Genomic DNA, 14,372 nt, shown 5'->3' on the forward strand with positions numbered 1-14,372 from the left:
AACCTGATAGGTTTCTGAACCCATCAGGTTTGTCTTTCTCTACGCTTGTTTGAAGATTTTAAAACGCGTTGACAATTTCCTCCAGTGAAACGCCCAGCCACTGCCGGGCAATTTTATTGAGCTGCGTTTCATCGCCCTGAATATGCAAGGTTGTATGCGTATGGGTCAGGCGCCCACCGGGTTGCAGCGCTGCTGCGGGCGACGAGCTTTCCAGTTCGTAAAATTTCCCCATTTGTGGTTGTCCGGGTTTCATCGGGCCATCGTTATACGCGTTGGCAACATCTCCTGCATAAGGCTCTTTCTGAATTTCCCAGGCTGAATTGACATAATCCCGGTCGGCCGGATTGAAGGTAAATGTCACCAAAGTCAACGTTTGGGCGCTAGGATCGTAGCTTCCCAGCCGGTTTTTAGTGCGCGTGGGCGGCACGCCAATCTTGCCCCGTTCGTTGGCATCCGCCCGGAAAAACGCCACGGTCTCTTTTTGTACCAAACGCGAAGCGGGTACTTTTCCAAAATAACTATCGTTGATCGCGGGGCCAGTCCCGGCTTGAAACGGGATAATGATGGTGGCTTCCGGCGAAGCATTGAACATTCCTAGTATCCAGATTGAGAGTAGCCCTTTTTGTTTCATCCATGGCTCTTTGCCTTTGTTAACCAGCGTATTAACAGATTCAACACCCACAATTTTCAGCGAATCCTTCGCCGGAATACCAATTTTGCCCAGCGCCTGCTGGATCTGTTCCGGACGTAGTAGGTGAATATCCCGTTCAACGCCAACGCTGAATCTCGTTCCGGAATAATTAACTAACTGAAAATCTTTCGTAAACCGGGCCGAACGCTCATCCTTCGAAGCCAACGTGAACGGTTCTGAATCGATAGCCGCAGGCGTCTGCCAGTTATCGCCGTTGAACTCCGCTCCTGGTTTGAAATATATGGCAAACTGGCCTCCCTCCGGCCCCAGCCAGAAGCGATCTTCTCCGCCAAAGGCATTCATATGCGGTTGCAGCTTTCCGGATTCGATTAGTTCGCGGTTGATCCAGCCGTAGCTGGTCTGGCCATCGGCGGTACTGGTCATGATGCGGCCCTGGTAGGCCGGGCAAATTAAAACCTGGGCATTTCCATCTTTTAACGTTACTAGATCGGGGTGGTATTTCCGGAGAAAATCGGCGTCGGAGGTAAACATGTTGAGCTGAATGGAATCGGTTGGGGTAGTTTTATGGTTGGTTGAAGAATTGGACTGGCAGGCAACCGCGCCCGCTAACAGGGGCAAGATTGCCCAGTTCGTTATTTTTTTCATCATTGGGTTTAGGATTCGTCAGAATTTCCCGAAATTTAACCACATATTAGCCACTTCCCGAAAACCGTACGTAATCTTTCTCTGATCATGAATGCCACCGCTCACATTCGCCCGGCCGATTTCCAGGATGTTGCCACTCTTTATCGGTTTATTTGCGAACTCGAAGAGTGTCAACTCAACGCCGTAGCCTTCCGAGCTGTCTTTCAGCGTAATCTTACTGATCGTCGGGTACACTACCTGGTGGCGGAGATAGATGATAAAGTCGTTGGCTTTATTAGCTGCCACGTTCAATATTTACTCCATCATACCGGCAAAGTTGGGGAAATTCAGGAGCTCTATGTAGTACCAGAATACCGAAATCAACAGATTGGTCGGCAACTGGTCACCGCCCTGGAGCAATTAGCCGAACTCCACGGTTTTGTCAACCTGGAGGTTGCGGCCAATCAGAAGCGCACCCATACACACCAGTTTTACCAAAAGCTGACGTTTCACCCCTCCCATTTCAAGTTTGTCAAGGAGCTTCAGTAAATCGTTAGTCGCGCTTTGAGAAGTAATCATTCACATCTTTGTAGCCTTCTTTCACGGTTTTTATCCGAGTCGAGACGCCGTATTGACTGAAGATTTCGCCGAATTCGCGGGCGGCTTTTTGTCCGGCTGCGTCATTGTCGAAGTAAAAGCATACTTCAAACCGTCGAAATAGCTTCATCCACTCCTTTTTTAGCATTGTCGCACTGCCCAGGCTTACAGCGGGCATTCCCTGTTGCATAAGCGTCATGCAATCGAAAGCACCTTCGGTTACGTATAGGGTCTGCCCCGTTTTAAGCACATCCAGCACGTCGGCATTGAACAACTCAACGGGTACTCCGCTCAGAAATTGGTACCGGGAAACGGTATCCGTTGGGCTTCCAATCACCCGCCCCTGAAGAAATAGAATGCGGTTTTTTCGGTAGTAAGGAATAATAATAGGATGGCGGTAGAAAATCAGGTTTCCTTTTTCGTTGAACAAACCGCTCTCCTGCAAGTCCAGCAAACCGTAGGTGTTTCTCAAATGCGATTGTACGGCCTGGTAATCGACAACGGTGAAAATGCGAAATTTCCTCAGGGTCGAATCCGAAAAACCGCGTCCGGCCAGATACTGCTCAGCCTCCTTTTTGATAGCACCAACAGACTGTAAGGAGCAAATCCGCTGGAAATCTTCGTAGATATCGCTGTGAACTGGTTTATACTCGTATGTTTTGGTATCGGTCGGCAGGGCCGTTTTTTCCACCGGAACACCGCTTGCTGCCTGTATCTTATTGAGATGGCCCCGCTTGTACAACTCTGGTTTATAATCGGGCAAATAATTAAAGGCGAGTTCATGCATGGCTGCCGTGTAATCCAAGCCAGCAACACCAGCGTAGAAATGAATGACATCCCCGTGTTTGCCACACCCAAAACAGTGGTAGGAGTTGTTTTGCGGATACACCACCAGCGAAGGTGTTTTCTCGAAATGAAACGGACAAACAAGTTTGCGGTTTTCACGCAGTTCATACCCAAGGTCCGTTACAACCCGGATAATGTCAATTGCCCGGGTTTGAGCAAGTAAATCCATGGAGTGACGGTTTTACGGCATGTTAACAAAAAACCGGGTATCTGTACGCAGATACCCGGTTTTTTGAGTAAAGATGATAGCCCAGCGTAGATGAGATTACTTTAAGTCGTTTTCTCTTGGCTGACTTCTGCTATGTGATGCTTAGTTCTGGAAGTTCAACCGCAAGTCGGCCAGTTGGCTGCGAATGGAAGCATCGATTTGCTGATCACCAATCCGGAGGATGTAGCCCCCAATCAGCTTCGGATCAATTTTCTCTTCCAGCTCGATCTGCTTGCCGGTTGCTTTCGCAACGAGTTGGGTAAACTCCTGCTGTAGCTCAGCTGTCAACGGTACCGTTGTGGTGACCTGTACCTTCAGGATTCCTTTCAGTTCGTTATACTGCCGAATAAATTCGTCGGCGATAACGTCCATGATCCCTTCCCGGTTTTTCTTCGTGATGATGTTGAAAATCGAGAAAGACAGAGGATCAACCCGTTTTTCGAAAACCGCCCGTAAAACGGCCAGTTTCTTTTCGTGCCGTAAAATCGGGCTTTTCAGCGCCAGCATGAGGTCACGGTTTTGGGTGACCACCTGCCGGAAGAAGCTCATATCATTGTACACTTCCTCGACCTTATTCTTCTCTTGAGCCAGGTCAATCAGTGATTTTGCGTATCGGAATGCAACTGTAGATTCTGCCATCTTAACAATTAAGAGCTAAGAGTTAAAAGTTAAAAGTTGGCTAACGCACGTTATTCTTAACTTTTAATTCTTACTTTTTAACTCAATTCAACCGGGCTTCTGACACCAGACTTTTTACCAGTTCTTCCTGCGATGTTTTATCGCTGAGCTCTTTCCGGAGCACTTTTTCAGCAATGTTCAGCGACAGATCAATCACTTCGCGTTTCACTTCTGCCACCATTGCCTGCCGCTCTGACTGCAATTCTTCACGGGCTTTTTCGATGATTCGCTTGCCTTCTTCGGTTGCTTTATCGCGCGCTTCGGCAACAACGCGGTCGGCGGTATCCTTGGCATTGCGCAGGATAGCATCCCGTTCAGCCCGGGCTTCGGCCAGCAGCTTCTGGTTGTCAGCTTGCAGCTTCGCCATTTCGATCCGGGTTTTTTCGGCCATATCCAACGCTTTCTGGATATCGTCTTCCCGCTCTTTCAGGCTTTCCGTAATCGGTTTCCAGGCAAATTTGGACAGGATGAAATACAGCAGCCCGAAAACGACCACCATCCAGAATAATAACCCAACATCAGGAATCAGCAGATCCATGGAAGTATGAAATTAGGATATAGTAAAGTATGAATAACTTCAGGTTTGTGAGAATTAGCCCGTCGGCTGACTAATTCATACCAACGGGCTTTTTCCAGTTTTGGTGAGCCGTAAGCCGGTGCCTAATGCAACCAGCGACTCGGATTCTGATGCCAGGGATTAGCCCAGGGAGATCAGCAGACAGATAACGGCTGCGAACAGAGCCACAGCCTCGATCAGAGCCGCGATAATCAACATCGCAGTTTGAATCCGACCGGCAGCTTCCGGCTGACGAGCGATACCTTCCATCGCTGAACCACCGATACGGCCGATACCCAGACCTGCACCGATAGCCGCCAGACCAGCGCCGATAGCGGCACCCATAACTGCGAAGCTACCCGTAGCTTCCAAAAGAATAGAGAGCAACATTGCTAACATGCTCGAAATAGAAATTTATGGTTAAACAAAAAATGCAAACTAAAAAAAGGTATTCGGTTTACGGTTTTCAGTATCTGGACCGGATTGGTTCGCTAGAATTACTACTATAAACCGAATATCATAAACCGACAACTCAATGTCCGTGATCGGCCTCGTGGTGATCTTCGATCGCACTGCCAATGTACATGGACGAAAGCAGCGTAAAGATGAAGGCCTGAAGAAACGCAACCAACAATTCGATCAGGTTCATGAACAGCGAGAACAGCACGATCAGTGGACTCACTCCCCAACCCATTCCCTTCCCGCCCAGATCATTGGCGATAAAAATCAATCCCAACAAGCTCAGGATAATGATGTGACCAGCGGTGATATTGGCAAATAACCGGACCATCAACGAGAACGGTTTCATGAATACACCGACAATCTCGACCGGAATCATGATAGGCAGCAGCGCTACCGGAACCCCCGTTGGTTTGAAAAGGTGCGCCCAGTAATGCTTGTTACCACTCAGGTTAACAATCAGGAAGGTAATCACCGCCAACGTCATTGTGATGGCAATGTTCCCCGTCAGGTTGGCTCCACCTGGCAACAGACCAAGCAGGTTATTGAACAGAATAAAGAAAAACAGCGTCAGCAGGAAAGGCAGATACCGTTCGTATTTCGGGCCAATGTTCGGTTTGGCGATCTCATCACGCACAAACAGGATAACCGGTTCCAGGAACGACTGCAGCCCTTTCGGCGCTTTCCCTTTGTTTTTCTGGTAACCACCGCTCACGGATGAAAAAACCCAAAGTAGCAGCACTGCACTCAGCAGCAGCGAGGCCACGTTTTTCGTAATCGAAAAGTCGTAAACTTTAATTGATTTATCAGCCTCACCGTTTGCTCCGGCCCGGTAGATTTTATTATGTTCTTTAACGTACCCGTTGTAGTGTGATTCGTGGGCAAAATGCGAGGATGAGAATACATCCAGACCTTTATCCTGCGTATACAGAATGACCGGCAGAGGGATGGTCAGGCCGTGGGCAAATTCCCAGCCGTGATCATCTTTAATGTGGTGCATGATCATATCACCCACATTGAACTTTTTCTCACCTTCGGCGGCACCGTGGTCGTGATGATCTTCGTGTTGAGCGTTGACCGCAACCAACGTGCTCATTAACAGGGCAATACTAAAAAAAGCTTTACGAATCAGGAGACGAAACATATGAAGTAAATGGTATGTATCACAAACCGCGTCGCAAGTTACGACTCAAAATGTAGATTTCAAAGGTTGTATAAAATATATATAATGCAAGAAAGTCCAGAATGAATAGTTTTACGTTGTCGACTCCGCGCCACAAAAAGACGCCAACAAATACCAGCGCCAGAATCAGCCGGGCCACGATGGTCGCCATGTAAAATGGCACGAATTTCTCGCGATTATTCTGAAAACCAAGATCCATTAACCGGTGAATCAAAAAGGAGATGCTCAGAAAAAAAATCAGCATGAACTTCCAGTACGGATGCAACCAGCTGACGGCTCCGTAGAATTCGGCTATAAATAATACAATTGCAAGCAGGGCGGTGAACCCAAGACTAGGAAGCATATCAGGGTTGTTTGGGTAAACTACGAATAAATAGGTACAACGATGACCCGATGGCGAACAGCGACAGCACCAGCGTCCAGATGGGTTTTTGGTTGCCCTGCCACTCATCCAGTTTGATTCCACCCCACACGCCCAGCCCGATAGTTGCCAGCATCTGGAACCCGATGGAAGAGTACTGAACGAACGAATTTGTCCGGCGTGTCACCTTTTGCAACGGTTTTTCCGGGTCGTCAGGGTTGGTTTTATCGGTTTCCATGCGATCAGTCTTCTGGGTTAATGTCAGTAATTTCGTATTTTTGTTTAAGTGGCACGTTTTTCGATACGGTTTTTACGCAGACAACGTTACTATTACGGTTAATGCCACGAAGGTAGAAAGCCTTCCACCGGTTACCAAGAATCTTACAATTTTCCATGCAAGGCGGGTTTCATAACCGATATTTTTTCCCTCTTCCTGTTGCGAACGGTGTGCAGTTTTGCCTGTTATGGGCCATTCTGGTCATTGGTGTGAGTGGTTGTTCGCAATACAGTACGAAAAAACTACCCGTCGCCTATCATAACCTCAACGCTCGCTACAATGCCTACGTCATCGCCCGCGACCGCCTTCGGGAAGTTGAGCGGTATCGGCTGAAAACGTTTCAGGAAAATTATAACCATCCGCTGCCCATTCTGTTGCCGCTTGACTCCACCAAACTAGAACCTGTCAAAGCTCAACTGGACGATGCTATCAAGAAAGCCTCGCTGGTAGCAGAACGCCATCAGAATAGCAAATGGCTGGATAATAGCTATATTCTGCTTGGTACGGCCCGCTTATACCGCCAGGATTACGGCAACGCTATGGAGGTATTTAAGTACGTTAATACGAAAGGCGAAGGCGAAAACGAACGGCATGAAGCCCTCATCGGTCTCATGCGCACGTACATTGAAGTAGGCGATTACGCAAACGGTCTGAGCGTGGCTGAATTCCTGCGCGCCCAGCCGCTGAATAAAACCAATACCCGGGATTATTACTTAACCAAAGCCTATCTGCACCAGAAAAGACAGGAGTACGCTGTAGCGGCTGCCCTGCTGGATGCCACCTTTCCTTTCCTCAAAAAAGGTGAAACAACTGCCCGGTTGCATTTAATTGCCGGTCAGCTGTATGATCTGATCGGGAAACCGGAGCAGGCTCTGGCCCACTTCAGCCAGGTGCAGCGAAACCGACCGAACTATGAGCAGTCTTTCTACGCAACGATTTATTCCATTCAGGGTGGGCGAACCAGCAACGATCGGTTTGGCCGGATGCTGAACGACCGGAAAAACAACGACCTGAGGGATAAAATTTACTACACGATGGGATTGCTGGAAGCCCGCAATAACCGGTATCCAAAAGCCATCGAGTACTGGAAAAAATCCATCAAAGAAACCACGACGAATACCTCCCAAATTCCGTATACCTATATGGAAATGGGAAAATTGTATTTCGACAAGATTCATGATTTTCCGACGGCCAAAGCCTATTACGATAGCGCGCTGGCTTTGTTACCACAACAGTCGGCCGATTATAAGGCGCTGACCGATCGGAAAGCCGTTCTGGATGAGTTTGTGGAAAACCAACAAACGATCGTCAAGGAAGACAGCCTGCAAAAACTGGCAAAACTCAATCCGGCTGCCCTCGACCAACAACTCGACGACGCGATTAATCGCAAACTCAGGGAGGAGCAGGAATTACTGGTGAAGGCACAGGCCATTGCCGCCGAAGCCGCCAAGCGACCGGCCACTTCTTCGGATATTCCGGCCGATCAGCGCTGGGTATTGTACAACCCGATTTCCATCACTCAGGGCCGGGCCGAGTTTACGCAGAAGTGGGGAAACCGTCAGTTGGAGGACAACTGGCGCCGAAGTCAGAAGGAATCGACCGCACAAACCAGCCTGGTTGAACCTGCTCCCGGAACCGGTCCGTCTACGATTGGCAGCGGACCCGACAACGCGCCCGCTTCACCGACTACGCTGACGGCTTCGGAACGAAAGACCCGGAAAGATGCGCTTTATGCCACCATTCCGCTTACGCCGGAAGCGTTGGCGCAATCCAACCAACGACTGGAAACGGCCTATTACCGCGTGGGGAAGCTCTATAAATTTCAATTTGATCAACCGGCTAAGGCCATTCCGACTTTCGAAACGTTGCTCAACCGTTATCCCAACACTGCGTACAAGCCAGAAGTTTACTACCTGCTGATGTTTTCAAACGATCAGTTGAATCAAACGTCCAGCTGGAAAGAAAAATTGCTGGCTGAATTTCCAACCTCGTCTTACGCTCGCCAGGTCGGGAAAACCGGTACGAACACCGCCCACACAGCCACCGGAGAGACCGAAGCGCAGCGCATTTACACCCAAATTTACGAACTGTATAAAGCCAACAACCTGAGCGAAGCCCTGAGCCGGGCCGAGGCCGCGATGAGTGCACTAAGCGGTAGCCTAATTGAAGACAAGCTGGCCGTATTACGGGTCATGCTGATTGGCAAAGTCCGGGGCATTGATCCCTACCGCCAGGCATTGATCGAATTTATTCGCGATTATCCTTCCAGTTCCTTACTTCCGAAGGTCCGGGAGATGCAGGTTGCAGCCGAACAACCCACCGCCAAACGGAAGTAGCGTTTTAGGCGAAATTGTGTACTTTTGACAAAACGCAGAAGCGTAATTAGTATCAAGTTTAATCCCCGACTCGCGTATGTTTGAGTTCCAACCGGGTTTGTATCGACGCCTGATTGCAAGACTCTGGAAATTTTCTCTGGCTGGTATTTTCCTGCTGATTCTGTATATCGTTGCCGTTAGCTTCAACTTCTTATGGCTATTCGGTGGCATGCCTAGTCTGAAAGCCCTCGAAAATCCACAAAGCTACCTGGCCTCCGAAATTTATACGGAAGACGGGGTGCTGCTTAGCAAATACTATCTCGAAAACCGTACCCCGATTGAAATTTCTCAGGTTTCGCCTAACGTCATTTCAGCCTTGCTGGCCACCGAAGATGCCCGATTTGTGAAGCACTCCGGAATCGACGCCCGCAGTATTTTCCGAGCTATCAGTGGGGTGTTGACCGGGCGGAGCAGCTCGGGCGGGGGCAGTACGCTGACGCAGCAGGTGGCCAAAAACCTCTTTGAAACCCGGACCGAAAAGTTTCGGGGCGTGTTGGGCAGTATTCCGTACGTGCGCGTGCTCATTGACAAAACCAAAGAGTGGATTCTGTCCGTACGGCTTGAGCGCAATTATACCAAACAGGAAATTCTGATGATGTACCTGAACACGGTTTCGTTCGGGAATAACACGTTTGGGATAAAAACTGCTGCCAAAACCTATTTTAATAAAGAACCCTGGCAACTGAATGTAGAAGAAGCGGCTTTGCTGGTGGGAATGCTGCAAAATCCCTCCCGGTTCAATCCGCGGCTGTATGAAGATCGCTCGATGGTACGCCGGAACGTGGTGCTGTCGCAAATGCGGAAATACGGTTTTCTGACCCCCGATCAGTATGCACAGTATAAGCAGAAACCTATCAAACTGGATTTCAACATCGAAAACCAGAATACCGGTCGGGCGGCCTACTTCCGATCGGTCATCAAAGATGACATTCAGAAGTGGCTGGACGAATACAATGAGGCTAATCCGGACAATGAGCTGGACCTCTACACCAGCGGATTGCGCATTTATACGACCATTGATTCCCGGCTCCAGAAAGCCGCTGAAGAAGCGGTTTATGAGCACATGCGCGAGCAGCAGCGTAAGTTTTATGAACACTGGCGAGGACGCAATCCCTGGACTTACAAGGATAAAGCTGGCAAATGGCGCGAACTAGCGGGTTACATTGAGCAGGTTGCCCGGCGTACCCCGCGGTATATTGCGCTGAAAAAAGAGTACGGTGACGACGAAAAAGCCATTTGGACGGAAATGCGCAAACCCGTTAAAATGAAGGTTTTTGTGTATGGAGGCCGCCGGAATGAGAAGGATACCGTAATGAGCCCACTCGATTCGATCAAGTATTACAAACGGTTTTTGAACGTCGGTTTCATGTCGATGGACCCTCGAAACGGCCATGTGAAAGCCTGGGTGGGTGGAATCAATTTTAAGTATTTCAAATTCGATCACGTCAAGCAGGCCAAACGCCAGCCCGGTTCTACCTTCAAACCGTTCGTTTATCTGACGGCGATCGACAAAAATTTCCTGACGCCCTGCGACCGGGTTACCGATCAGCCAATTCGGTTTGAACCCAAAGAAGATAATAATGGCCCTACTCCCTGGGTACCTCATAATTCCAATGGAAAATGGAGCTACCAGCAATTATCCCTCCGGCAAGCGTTGGGCCGTTCCGTCAATTCTGTCAGCGCTTACCTGATTAAACAGGCCAAATCCGCATCCGTAGCCGAATACGCGCACAAACTGGGCATTGAAAGCAAGCTGGCCGAAAATCCGACCCTCTGTCTGGGTACCAGCGACGTTTCTGTTTACGAAATGGTGGCGGCTTACTGTACGTTTGCCAATGCGGGTTACCGCGTAAAACCACTGACGGTTTTGCGCATCGAAGACAAAAATGGTAATCTGCTGACCAGCTTCTTTGCGGAGAACAAACTGGTCATTAATGCCAATACTGCTTACCAGATGCTGTACCTGATGCGCGGAGCAGTAGAAGACCCCGATGGAACGTCGCAACGGCTCCGGACGCAGTACAAACTGCTGGAAGGTGGCAACGAGATTGCGGCTAAAACCGGAACAACGTCCAGCTATTCGGATGGCTGGTTCATGGGTATGACCCAAAATCTGGTTTCGGGCTTATGGGTTGGGGGCGACGACCGGAGTATTCACTTCCGCGATATGGCGTTGGGGCAAGGTGCCCGGGTGGCCATGCCAGCCTGGGGCATGTACATGCAGAAAGTGTACGCCGAACCAACGCTCAAACGCTCTTACCCTAGAGTACCATTCCGGAAACCTGACGGTTTCAATCTGTCGCTGGATTGTGGTGGCTACGCCATTGATTCCAGCCAGCGTTATATTCCGCCCAAGGTGGTCGAGTCGGAAGAGGAGGAAATTCTGAATTAAGAAGGTCGGGAAAAGATTTGAGAAAAAAGCAGTAAGTCCTATTACGCCTGGTATTTGTTACTTTAGTCTTTTACCTCATTCCTATCCCGCACGTCTGTTGAATGAAAATTCTGCTGGCACCCGATAAGTTTAAAGGTTCACTAACCGCCCGTCAGGTTTGTGAAGCCATGACGGAAGGCATTCAGCTGGTTCTCCCAGCGGCCGAAATCGTCGCGCTGCCCATGGCCGATGGTGGTGAAGGCACTGCCGAAGTTCTGACGCTGGCTACTGGCGGGCAATGGCTCACGGTTCCGGTTCTTGATCCGCTCGGGCGCTCCGTTGAAGCATCTTACGGGATTTCGGCTGATTCCAAAACAGCCTTCATTGAAATGTCACAAGCTTCTGGCTTACGGTTATTACGCAGCCACGAATACAACCCACTGACAGCAAACACATTCGGGACGGGCCAGCTGCTCCTTGACGCTGTCCGGCGTGGTGTCTCCCACATTGTACTCGGAATTGGTGGCAGCGCGACTAACGACGCCGGAACGGGTATGGCGGCTGCACTGGGCTGGCAATTTCTGGACGAGCAGGGAAACTATCTGCAAGCTTGCGGTGGCAACCTTTCCCAAATTAGCCGGATCATTCCTCCTGCCTCATCGCCTATGCCAACGGTTGACGTGGCTTGCGACGTAACAAATCCGCTGTTTGGACCCAACGGAGCCGCTGTCATTTATGGCCCCCAGAAAGGGGCTTCGGCTGAAGACATTAAACTACTCGATCACGGCTTACAACACCTGGCCAAGTTGATTTTGGACCAGTTTGGGGTTGATCTGGCAACGATTCCGGGAGCGGGGGCCGCAGGAGGTATGGGAGCAGGTGCTCTGTTTTTTCTGAAGGCGACTCTGAAAGAAGGCGTCAAAGTAGTTATGGAGCAAACCCGTTTTGTCGAACAGCTTACTGATGCCGACCTGGTTTTGACCGGCGAAGGGAAAATCGATAATCAGACACTCCAGGGCAAACTAATTCACGGAATAGCCCAGCAGGCACGTATAGCGCAAATTCCCGTTATTGCACTCTGTGGTACGCTGGAGGCCGAACCTGCTGACATCGACACGCTGGGCCTGACGGCCGCCTTTTCAGTCTTGACCCGTCCCCTATCGCTTAACGATGCGCTCGCATTGGCTTATAAAGCGGTCAGCCAGACAACTTTTAATGTTCTTCGAGTGTTAATAGAACGCTAATTGAGTATATAACTCTTTTACCCTGTGGTCATTTTTGGCGGTTAAAAGTTGCAGGCCAAAGAAGGTCATTGCTTACACGCAGTAAACAGATCGACAAATACGAATGGCTGAGTTTGACTATAAAAAAGAATTAGCGAAGGTTCCGCACGAACCGGGCGTTTACCGCTACTTCGACGCTACAGGAGAAGTAATTTACGTGGGCAAGGCGAAGGATTTGAAAAATCGGGTCAGTAGTTATTTCGTCAAATCCAATCAGCACGACCGCAAAACCCAGCGGCTGGTGAGCCAAATTCGTAAGATTGAATTCACCATTGTTCACACGGAATTTGATGCGTTACTACTGGAAAACCAGTTAATCAAACGGTTTCAGCCCCGCTACAACATCCTTCTCCGCGACGACAAAACCTACCCTTTTATCTGTGTGACCAATGAGCATTTTCCGCGCGTTCTGACAACCCGCCGTATCGACCGGAAAATGGGTACATTTTACGGCCCCTACGCGCAACTCAGGCCGATGTATACGCTGCTGGAAATGTTTAGCCAGTTGTTTACTATTCGTACCTGTAACCTTAACCTGTCGCCGGAGAACATTGAAGCGAAGAAGTTTAAGGTCTGCCTGGAATACCACATTGGTAATTGCAAAGGCCCTTGCGAAGGATTGGTGAAGGAAGAAGAGTACCTGAAAGATATTGATCAGGTTCACTCCATTTTGAAAGGAAACGTTGCTCCTGCTCAACACTATTTTAAAGAACGGATGTTGGAATCGGCCCACGACCTGGCCTTTGAACAAGCGCAGCAATATAAGGAGAAGCTGGGTGTCTTACAGAACTTCCAGAGTAAGTCGACGGTTGTAAATCCTAAAATTCTGGACGCCGATGTGTTTACGATTGCTTCTGATGAGTCGGCGGCTTATATCAACTTCATGAAGGTAGTCAACGGGACCATTACGCAAACAAATACCGTCGAGATTAAGAAAAAACTGGACGAAACGGACAATGACCTGTTGACCATGCTGATCGTTGAATTCAGGACCATGTACGGCAGCGAGGCCAAGGAAATTATTACAAATATTCCATTGGACACGGATCTGAAAGCGGAGATCACCGTTCCGCAAATTGGTGATAAGAAGAAGCTGCTCGACATGTCGCTGAAGAACGTGCTCTATTTTAGACGGGAACGAGCCGAACGCGCAGCTGCCGAAGCAACCGGTAATGCCAGTAAGAAAGACCGCGTACTGATTCGACTTAAGCAGGATTTGCAGCTTAAAACGGTACCAAACCGGATCGAATGTTTCGATAACTCAAATATTCAGGGGACCAATCCTGTATCGGCAATGGTTTGTTTTATCGATGGAAAACCGTCGCCCAAAAATTACCGCCATTTTTCGATCAAAACCGTTGTTGGTCCCAATGATTTTGCATCCATGCATGAAGTGGTAACCCGACGTTATACCCGCGTATTGGATGAACAAACCGGTTTGCCTGACCTTATTGTCATTGATGGTGGTAAAGGACAGTTAAGTGCAGCCTGCGAAGCCTTGAAAGAATTAAATTTATACGGTCAGGTTCCTATTATTGGCATTGCCAAACGATTAGAGGAAATCTATTTTCCGGAAGACAGCCTGCCCTTGTACATTGATAAAAAGTCGGAATCGCTGAAACTGATTCAACGCATTCGCGATGAAGCTCACCGGTTTGCGATCACCTATCACCGCGACAAGCGCAGCCGAAACAGTTTGATAAGCGAACTGGAAAACATTGAGGGAATCGGCAAAAAAACGGCGGCTAAGCTATTGAAAGTCTTCAAAGGAGTGAAAAAAATCCGGGAAGCTCCTACGGATGATATTGCCGTTGTTGTGGGCAATGACAAGGCCCAAAAAATCAAGGAATATTTTGCTGCAATTAGCCAGTAGTAAACTAAAAAAGGGAAGCAGTCTGCTTC

13 protein-coding genes are annotated in these 14,372 nt (G+C 49.0%); 5 read left to right on the plus strand and 8 right to left on the minus strand.

The genetic code is table 11. The features are described from left to right. Positions 1–58: 58 nt before the first annotated feature. A complete protein-coding gene (locus tag ACYVH9_RS11915; RefSeq protein WP_460636578.1) occupies positions 59–1,297 on the minus strand; it encodes a DUF6786 family protein in 1,239 nt (412 codons plus the stop codon). A gap of 87 nt (positions 1,298–1,384) precedes the next feature. Between ACYVH9_RS11915 and ACYVH9_RS11920 the strand changes: the two genes are divergently transcribed. Beyond that, positions 1,385–1,825, plus strand: a complete 441-nt coding sequence (locus ACYVH9_RS11920) for a GNAT family N-acetyltransferase (protein WP_460636579.1) — start codon at positions 1,385–1,387, stop codon at positions 1,823–1,825. A gap of 4 nt (positions 1,826–1,829) precedes the next feature. On the opposite strand, the gene ACYVH9_RS11925 is transcribed toward ACYVH9_RS11920, so the two are convergent. From ACYVH9_RS11925 to ACYVH9_RS11955, 7 genes are all read right to left on the minus strand, one after another. Further along, a complete protein-coding gene (locus ACYVH9_RS11925; protein ID WP_460636580.1) occupies positions 1,830–2,888 on the minus strand; it encodes a CHC2 zinc finger domain-containing protein in 1,059 nt (352 codons plus the stop codon). A 141-nt stretch (positions 2,889–3,029) separates the two neighbouring features. Further along, a complete protein-coding gene (atpH, locus tag ACYVH9_RS11930) occupies positions 3,030–3,566 on the minus strand; it encodes an ATP synthase F1 subunit delta (protein ID WP_460636581.1) in 537 nt (178 codons plus the stop codon). A gap of 82 nt (positions 3,567–3,648) precedes the next feature. After that, a complete protein-coding gene (gene atpF / locus ACYVH9_RS11935) occupies positions 3,649–4,143 on the minus strand; it encodes a F0F1 ATP synthase subunit B (protein WP_460636582.1) in 495 nt (164 codons plus the stop codon). A 159-nt stretch (positions 4,144–4,302) separates the two neighbouring features. Beyond that, positions 4,303–4,560 carry an ATP synthase F0 subunit C gene (gene atpE / locus ACYVH9_RS11940; RefSeq protein WP_460636583.1) on the minus strand — a complete coding sequence of 86 codons (258 nt, stop codon included), beginning with the start codon at positions 4,558–4,560 and terminating at the stop codon, positions 4,303–4,305. A 133-nt stretch (positions 4,561–4,693) separates the two neighbouring features. Then, entirely contained in the window at positions 4,694–5,764 is a 1,071-nt protein-coding gene (gene atpB / locus ACYVH9_RS11945; protein WP_460636584.1) for a F0F1 ATP synthase subunit A, read from the minus strand. A gap of 19 nt (positions 5,765–5,783) precedes the next feature. After that, on the minus strand, positions 5,784–6,146 hold the full coding sequence (locus ACYVH9_RS11950; protein WP_460636585.1) for a hypothetical protein: 363 nt from the start codon (positions 6,144–6,146) through the stop codon (positions 5,784–5,786). Position 6,147: 1 nt separating this feature from the next. After that, complete coding sequence (locus ACYVH9_RS11955; protein ID WP_460636586.1) at positions 6,148–6,402, minus strand: AtpZ/AtpI family protein; 255 nt, start codon at positions 6,400–6,402, stop codon at positions 6,148–6,150. Positions 6,403–6,611: 209 nt separating this feature from the next. Between ACYVH9_RS11955 and porW the strand changes: the two genes are divergently transcribed. From porW to uvrC, 4 genes are all read left to right on the plus strand, one after another. Further along, positions 6,612–8,777 (plus strand): type IX secretion system periplasmic lipoprotein PorW/SprE, encoded by a 2,166-nt coding sequence (porW, locus tag ACYVH9_RS11960; protein ID WP_460636587.1) that lies wholly within the window; start codon positions 6,612–6,614, stop codon positions 8,775–8,777. Positions 8,778–8,853: 76 nt separating this feature from the next. After that, positions 8,854–11,208, plus strand: a complete 2,355-nt coding sequence (locus ACYVH9_RS11965; RefSeq protein WP_460636588.1) for a penicillin-binding protein 1A — start codon at positions 8,854–8,856, stop codon at positions 11,206–11,208. Between the two features lie 101 nt (positions 11,209–11,309). Further along, on the plus strand, positions 11,310–12,431 hold the full coding sequence (locus ACYVH9_RS11970; protein ID WP_460636589.1) for a glycerate kinase: 1,122 nt from the start codon (positions 11,310–11,312) through the stop codon (positions 12,429–12,431). A gap of 103 nt (positions 12,432–12,534) precedes the next feature. After that, complete coding sequence (gene uvrC, locus ACYVH9_RS11975) at positions 12,535–14,343, plus strand: excinuclease ABC subunit UvrC (RefSeq protein WP_460636590.1); 1,809 nt, start codon at positions 12,535–12,537, stop codon at positions 14,341–14,343. Positions 14,344–14,372 lie beyond the last annotated feature (29 nt).

The organism is Larkinella harenae (assembly GCF_054780515.1).

What these genes read in the sequence shown, in the direction of transcription:
- ACYVH9_RS11915 (WP_460636578.1), bottom strand. Translation starts at nt 1,297, where the DNA reads ATGAAAAAAATAACGAACTGGGCAATCTTGCCCCTGTTAGCGGGCGCG.
- ACYVH9_RS11920 (WP_460636579.1), top strand. Translation starts at nt 1,385, where the DNA reads ATGAATGCCACCGCTCACATTCGCCCGGCCGATTTCCAGGATGTTGCC.
- ACYVH9_RS11925 (WP_460636580.1), bottom strand. Translation starts at nt 2,888, where the DNA reads ATGGATTTACTTGCTCAAACCCGGGCAATTGACATTATCCGGGTTGTA.
- atpH (WP_460636581.1), bottom strand. Translation starts at nt 3,566, where the DNA reads ATGGCAGAATCTACAGTTGCATTCCGATACGCAAAATCACTGATTGAC.
- atpF (WP_460636582.1), bottom strand. Translation starts at nt 4,143, where the DNA reads ATGGATCTGCTGATTCCTGATGTTGGGTTATTATTCTGGATGGTGGTC.
- atpE (WP_460636583.1), bottom strand. Translation starts at nt 4,560, where the DNA reads ATGTTAGCAATGTTGCTCTCTATTCTTTTGGAAGCTACGGGTAGCTTC.
- atpB (WP_460636584.1), bottom strand. Translation starts at nt 5,764, where the DNA reads ATGTTTCGTCTCCTGATTCGTAAAGCTTTTTTTAGTATTGCCCTGTTA.
- ACYVH9_RS11950 (WP_460636585.1), bottom strand. Translation starts at nt 6,146, where the DNA reads ATGCTTCCTAGTCTTGGGTTCACCGCCCTGCTTGCAATTGTATTATTT.
- ACYVH9_RS11955 (WP_460636586.1), bottom strand. Translation starts at nt 6,402, where the DNA reads ATGGAAACCGATAAAACCAACCCTGACGACCCGGAAAAACCGTTGCAA.
- ACYVH9_RS11965 (WP_460636588.1), top strand. Translation starts at nt 8,854, where the DNA reads ATGTTTGAGTTCCAACCGGGTTTGTATCGACGCCTGATTGCAAGACTC.
- ACYVH9_RS11970 (WP_460636589.1), top strand. Translation starts at nt 11,310, where the DNA reads ATGAAAATTCTGCTGGCACCCGATAAGTTTAAAGGTTCACTAACCGCC.
- uvrC (WP_460636590.1), top strand. Translation starts at nt 12,535, where the DNA reads ATGGCTGAGTTTGACTATAAAAAAGAATTAGCGAAGGTTCCGCACGAA.